This window comes from Stenotrophomonas sp. GD03654, assembly GCF_029845105.1.
Lineage (GTDB): Bacteria > Pseudomonadota > Gammaproteobacteria > Xanthomonadales > Xanthomonadaceae > Stenotrophomonas > Stenotrophomonas africana.
Genome location: NZ_JAOCLC010000131.1, coordinates 1 through 5,336, shown reverse-complemented (window position 1 = coordinate 5,336; position 5,336 = coordinate 1). Strand labels below are relative to the sequence as shown.

Sequence of the window (5,336 nt, the reverse complement as noted above, 5' to 3'; positions counted from 1 at the left end):
AGCCCACCCGCGCGGCCTTGGACGATTTCCGTGCCGTCCACCACGGAATCAACAGAAAAAGCAGAGAGCGAAAAGCAGAAAAGCCGCGGCAGTGCCGCGGCTTTTCCTGTAGCGCCGAGTCGACGCTCGGCTGCCGGTAGGGCTTAGTGCTTGGCTTCTTCCTTGGCGGCATTGGCCTTGGCGTCATTGGCGACATCGCGGGCCTTGTCGGCGACCTTCTGTGCCGCGTTGGCGGTCGCGTCGCTGGCGTGTGCGGCAGCGTCGGTTGCGGCGTCCTTGGCCTTGTCGGCGGCGTTGGCGGTGGCGTCTGCAGCCTTGTCCAGCGCCTGCTGGGTATCGGCGGCAGCCTGCTCGGAAGCGGCAGCGGTCTTGTCGGCAGCGTTGCGGGTGGCTTCAGCGGCCTTGTCCACGGCGTCACGGGCGGCAGCGCCCGCGCTGTCGGCGGCCTGCTGTGCGTCCTGCTTGGCCTGTTCGGCTTCGGGGCCCTTGCAGGCCGCCAGGGCCAGCAGCAGGGAGGCGGCCAGCAGGGTGGTGGTGATCGGACGAATCTTCATGGCGGTCTCCGGTACTGCAATGGATGGGGACGCCAGCCTATTCATGCCATTGTGAAGAGGGAGTCGCGATGCAGCGGCTCAGTCGCGCGCATTCGACAAAAGAAAAAGCCGCTGGCGAACCAGCGGCTTTTCCAGAACAGCGTGAAGAAAGAAGTTATTACTTCTTGGCTTCTTCAGCAGCGTCCTTGGCCTTCTCAGCGGTGCCTTCAGCAGCCTTGGCAGCGTCAGCAGCGGCGCCGGCAGCGGCGTCGGTGGCAGCAGCGCCAGCCTGGGCAGCAGCGTCAACCGAAGCGTCAGCAGCGGTGGCGGCGGTGTCAGCGGCCTGCTGGGCAGCGTCGGCGGTCTGGGCGCCAGCAGCGGCGGCCTGGTCGGCAGCAGCCTGGGCTTCGGTGGCGGCTTCGTTGGCCGAAGCAGCGGCGTCCTGGGCAGCTTCCTGCTTCGAGCAGGCGGCCAGGGCCAGAGCCAGGGACATCGCGACCAGCAGCTTGTTGATGCTCATTGTGTAAATCCTCGTCGTTAGAATTAGGCAACGCGCATGCTGCGCGCCGACAACATGATGACAAGCCAAGATTGGGTGTCAAGCGATCCCGCATTCATTTTTGCGAAATCATCGTTAAATCCATTTAAATCAATTCGATGGCGATAGCCGTTGCTTCGCCACCGCCGATGCACAGGGTGGCAATGCCGCGCTTGCCACCGCGCGTGCGCAGGGCGTTGATCAGCGTCACCACCAGGCGCGCACCGGAGGCACCGATCGGATGGCCCAGTGCGCAGGCGCCGCCATTCACGTTGAGCTTGTCATGCGGGATGCCCAGTTCGCGCATCGGCGCCATCGCCACCACGGCGAAGGCTTCGTTGATTTCGAACAGGTCGACCTGGTCCAGCGACCAGCCGGTCTTCTCCAGCAGCGTGTGCAGCGCACCGATCGGCGCGGTGGTGAACCACTCCGGCTCCTGCGAATGGGTGGCGTGGCCGACGATGCGGGCCAGCGGGGTGATGCCGCGCGCGGCCGCGTCTTCCTCGGTCAGCAGGACCACTGCAGCGGCGCCGTCGGAGATGCTGGAGGAACTGGCGGCGGTGACGCTGCCATCCTTCTTGAAGGCCGGGCGCAGGGTCGGGATCTTGGCAATGTCGGATCGGCCGGGCTGTTCATCGGTAGCGACCTCGACCTCACCCTTGCGGGTGGCGACCTTGACCGCGACGATCTCGTCGGCGAATGCGCCGTTGGCCTGCGCGGCCTGCGCGCGCTTGACCGATTCGATCGCGTAGGCGTCCTGCTCTTCGCGGCTGAACTGGTACTTGTCCACGGCGCATTCGGCGAATTCGCCCATGGCCTTGCCATCGTAGGCGTTGACCAGGCCGTCGTGGGCCATGTGGTCGACCGCCTGGAAGTTGCCGAAGCGGTTGCCGGTACGCGAGTTCGGCAGCATGTGCGGGGCGTTGGACATCGATTCCATGCCGCCGGCAACCACGATGCGGGCCGAACCGGCCTTGATCAGATCATGGCCAAGCATGATGGTCTTCATGCCCGAGCCGCACACCTTGTTCAGCGTGGTGGCACCGGTCGACAGCGGGATGCCGGCGGCGATCGCCGCCTGGCGGGCCGGCGCCTGGCCGAGGTTGGCCGGCAGCACGCAGCCCATCAGGACTTCAGAAACGTCGCTGGCCGGGACACCCGACTGCTCCAGGGCGGCGGCGATGGCGGCCGCGCCAAGGGTGGGGGTCGGCACGCCATTGAACTGGCCGAGGAAGGAGCCGATGGCGGTGCGCTTGGCGGCGGCGATGACGATGTTGGACATGGCAATCTCGTTGATGCGTAAGCAATGTTCGGAAAGGAGACCGGGGGCCGTTGGATGTGCCCGGGTTTCCCGGCAGACTGCGTGGGGGTCGGCCCAAGTATAGAGGGTCGGGGAGGGCCGCCGCTGAGCGCGGCCGCACGCCTGCCGGGATGAAGGCAGGACAACGTACATGGGAAGGAATCGATGGAACGCACGATGATGGTGAGGTCTGCCCTGGGAACCGCGCTGGCCGTGGCGCTGACCGCCTGCGGCGGCGGAGGCGGGGGCGGCAGCAATGTGCGTGTCGATCCGCCGCCGACCACGCCTGTGCCACCGACCACGCCGCCTCCCACCACGCCGCCGCCGGCCAAGCCGCAGGAGCCGGCCTTCGATGCGCATCTGTCAGTCACCAACGCGCGTGCCGCACAGGCTGCCGGCCTGACCGGGCAGGGCGTACGCATCGGCATCGTCGATTCGGGCGTGCAGCGCAATGCGGTGGCCTTGAACGGGCGGGTGGTCGCCAACCTCAATTACATCGACCCGGCCAAAAACAACCTGGGTGTCGACGACGTGGTCGGGCATGGCACGGCCGTCGCCAGCCTTGCCGCCGGTGCGGCAGTAGGGTCCTGGCCGGGCGGCATCGCACCGGGCGCGCAGATCGTGTCGGCACGGATCATTTCCGACAAGCCGCCGACCGATGACGGCAGTGGTCGCGGCAATGCCTTCAGCGGCCCGCTGGGCGTGGCCCAGGTCCACCAGGACCTGATCAACTACAACGTGAAGGTGATGAACAACTCGTGGGGCGGCCTGTACTGGACCGACCTGCCGACCACCGCGCAGGTGGCTGCCGAATACCGGCCGTTCGTGATCAATCACGGTGGCCTGGTGGTGTTCGCCGCCGGCAATGATGGGCGCAGCGAGCCGAGCAGCCTGGCTGCGTTGCCCAGCCAGAAGGGCGTGGCCGGTTCACTGCCTGCAGCCGATCTGGAGCGTGGCTGGCTGGTGGCCACGGCGGTGGATCCGTATACGCCCGGCGCACTGGCCGGCTATGCCAATGCCTGCGGGCAGGCGGCCCGCTACTGCTTGGCGGCGCCGGGCAGCGCGGTCTACCCGGATGCCAATGGTGGCAGCTACTACTGGAACTACGGCACGTCTTTCGCTGCGCCTCTGGTTTCCGGTGCGGCGGCCCTGGTCTGGCAGCGCTTCCCGTACTTCGGCAACGATCTGGTCCGGCAGACCCTGCTGGGTACCGCCAAGGACATCGGCGCCCCGGGCGTGGATCCGGTGTTCGGCTATGGCCTGCTCGACATCGGTCGTGCGATCAACGGTCCGGGGCGCTTCGACTGGGGTGATGTGGTCGCCAACGTGGACGTGGCCTCGACCGGCTCGGCGTGGCGCAACGATATCGTCGGCAGCGGCGGCCTGGTCAAGCAGGGCGGGGGCACCCTGGTGCTGGCCGGCAACAACAGCTACACCGGTGCCACCCGCATCGAACGCGGCATCCTGTCGCTGCAGAACGGTGGCGTGATCCGTTCCAACGTGACCATCCTCGGCCAGCCCGATCCGGATTCGACCGGCCTGCAGTTCAACGGTGGCACGCCCCGCGTGATCGGCAATGTGGTCAACGGCAGCAGCGTATTCCTCACCAGTGGCAACACCACAGGCACGATCGAGGGCAACTACGTCCAGCAGGCCGGTGGCCAGCTGATGATCGCGCTCGGCGCCAATGCGCTGCAGGTCACCGGAAATGCTGCGATCGACGGCGGTGTGCGCGTGCACGGCTTCGTTTCCGGCTACGTGCCACAGAACGGCAGCCGACAGGACCTGATCCATGCGGCAGGCGGACTCAGTGGCACTTTCAGTACGCCGGCTACCTCCAGTGGCCTGCAGGGCCTGTCGCTGCTGCAGAGCAGCTACGGCTACGACAGCAACAACGCCTGGTTGAACCTGACCCAGGTCAGCGTCACCGCCGCGGCCAGCGGCCTGGGGGCGTCCGCGCAGGCCGCTGCGCAGCGTCTGGAGGGTGCATTCGCAGCGCTCGACAAAAACGCAGGCTTGCAGGGATCGGCCTTTGGTGCAGCGGCCGGCGCCCTGCAATGGACCGGCGGTGGCAATGACGGTCTGGCCGCCAGCCTGCAGAGCCTGTCCGGTCAAGCGCATGCGCGTGCTGAAGCGGCCACCTTCGACAGCATCGACATGTCACGACGTGCGATTGCCGAGCGCTTCGACCGCGTGCAGGCCGCGCCGCGCCTGCGCGGTACCTGGCAGAGCGCGCTGGGTGAAGCGGGGCAGGGCAGCTTTGCCGGCAACGCCGCCGACAGTCACGGGTGGATGGCGGGCCAGGACCTGCCGCTGGGCAGCAACGGCCTGATGGGTGTGGCCTTTGGCGAGACCCGCAGCAACGGTGGCAGCAGCTTCGGTGGTGACCGCGGACGTGATCGCCAGGCGCAGGCGCAGCTGTATGCCGGCTGGAACCTGGGGCGTGGCTACGCACTGGCCCAGGTCGGAAGTGGCCAGTTCACCCGCGCGTTGGACCGCCAGCTGCTGCTGGGCGCCGGCGCGTACGGCGTGTCTGCGCGCTACGGCGGCCGCTTCAGCAGTGCCAGCGTCGAAGGCGGCTATCGCTTCGGTCGCGCCGGGGCGTCGTTGACGCCGTATCTGGGCGCCAGCACCACGCGTGTGGATACCGATGCCTTCAATGAGCTGGGCGGTTTCGGCTTCGGCCTGCGGGGTGAAGCCAATCGCGTGCAGCGCAGCCAGATGCTGGCCGGCATCCGCGGCGAGCGTGGCTGGGGGCGTTGGACGCTGCTCGGGCATGCCGAATGGCAGCAACGACTTGATGGTGCGGATGCGGACTGGCAGGCCAGCTTCGTCGGGGTCGATGCCTGGGCGCCGCTGGCGGGCTGGAACGCGCCGCACGGCAGTGCGCTGATCGGCGTGGCGCTGGAATCGTGGTGGGGCCGCACTGGCCGCCTGAGCCTGGGCTTCGACCAGCGCGTGGGCG

General features: G+C 67.6%; 4 protein-coding genes. 1 reads left to right on the top strand and 3 read right to left on the bottom strand.

Going from position 1 to position 5,336, the window contains the following annotated elements; translation table 11 throughout:
• Window positions 1-143: 143 nt before the first annotated feature.
• From N5J73_RS23950 to N5J73_RS23940, 3 genes are all read right to left on the bottom strand, one after another.
• Window positions 144-554, bottom strand: coding sequence for a hypothetical protein (locus tag N5J73_RS23950; RefSeq protein WP_010482846.1), 411 nt, complete (start codon window positions 552-554; stop codon window positions 144-146).
• A 157-nt stretch (window positions 555-711) separates the two neighbouring features.
• The gene (locus N5J73_RS23945; protein WP_004153024.1) at window positions 712-1,053 is read right to left on the bottom strand and encodes a hypothetical protein; all 342 of its coding nucleotides are present in this window, start codon (window positions 1,051-1,053) and stop codon (window positions 712-714) included.
• 124 nt (window positions 1,054-1,177) lie between these two features.
• A complete protein-coding gene (locus tag N5J73_RS23940) occupies window positions 1,178-2,353 on the bottom strand; it encodes a thiolase family protein (protein WP_049448105.1) in 1,176 nt (391 codons plus the stop codon).
• Between the two features lie 183 nt (window positions 2,354-2,536).
• On the opposite strand from N5J73_RS23940, the gene N5J73_RS23935 reads away from it, so the two are divergent.
• Window positions 2,537-5,336, top strand: a 2,800-nt coding sequence (locus N5J73_RS23935) for an autotransporter serine protease (protein WP_279941369.1), incomplete at its 3' end; no start/stop codon positions are given.

Excerpts from the sequence above, each read along its gene's own strand:
- N5J73_RS23950 (WP_010482846.1), bottom strand. The coding sequence starts at position 554 with ATGAAGATTCGTCCGATCACCACCACCCTGCTGGCCGCCTCCCTGCTG.
- N5J73_RS23945 (WP_004153024.1), bottom strand. The coding sequence starts at position 1,053 with ATGAGCATCAACAAGCTGCTGGTCGCGATGTCCCTGGCTCTGGCCCTG.
- N5J73_RS23940 (WP_049448105.1), bottom strand. The coding sequence starts at position 2,353 with ATGTCCAACATCGTCATCGCCGCCGCCAAGCGCACCGCCATCGGCTCC.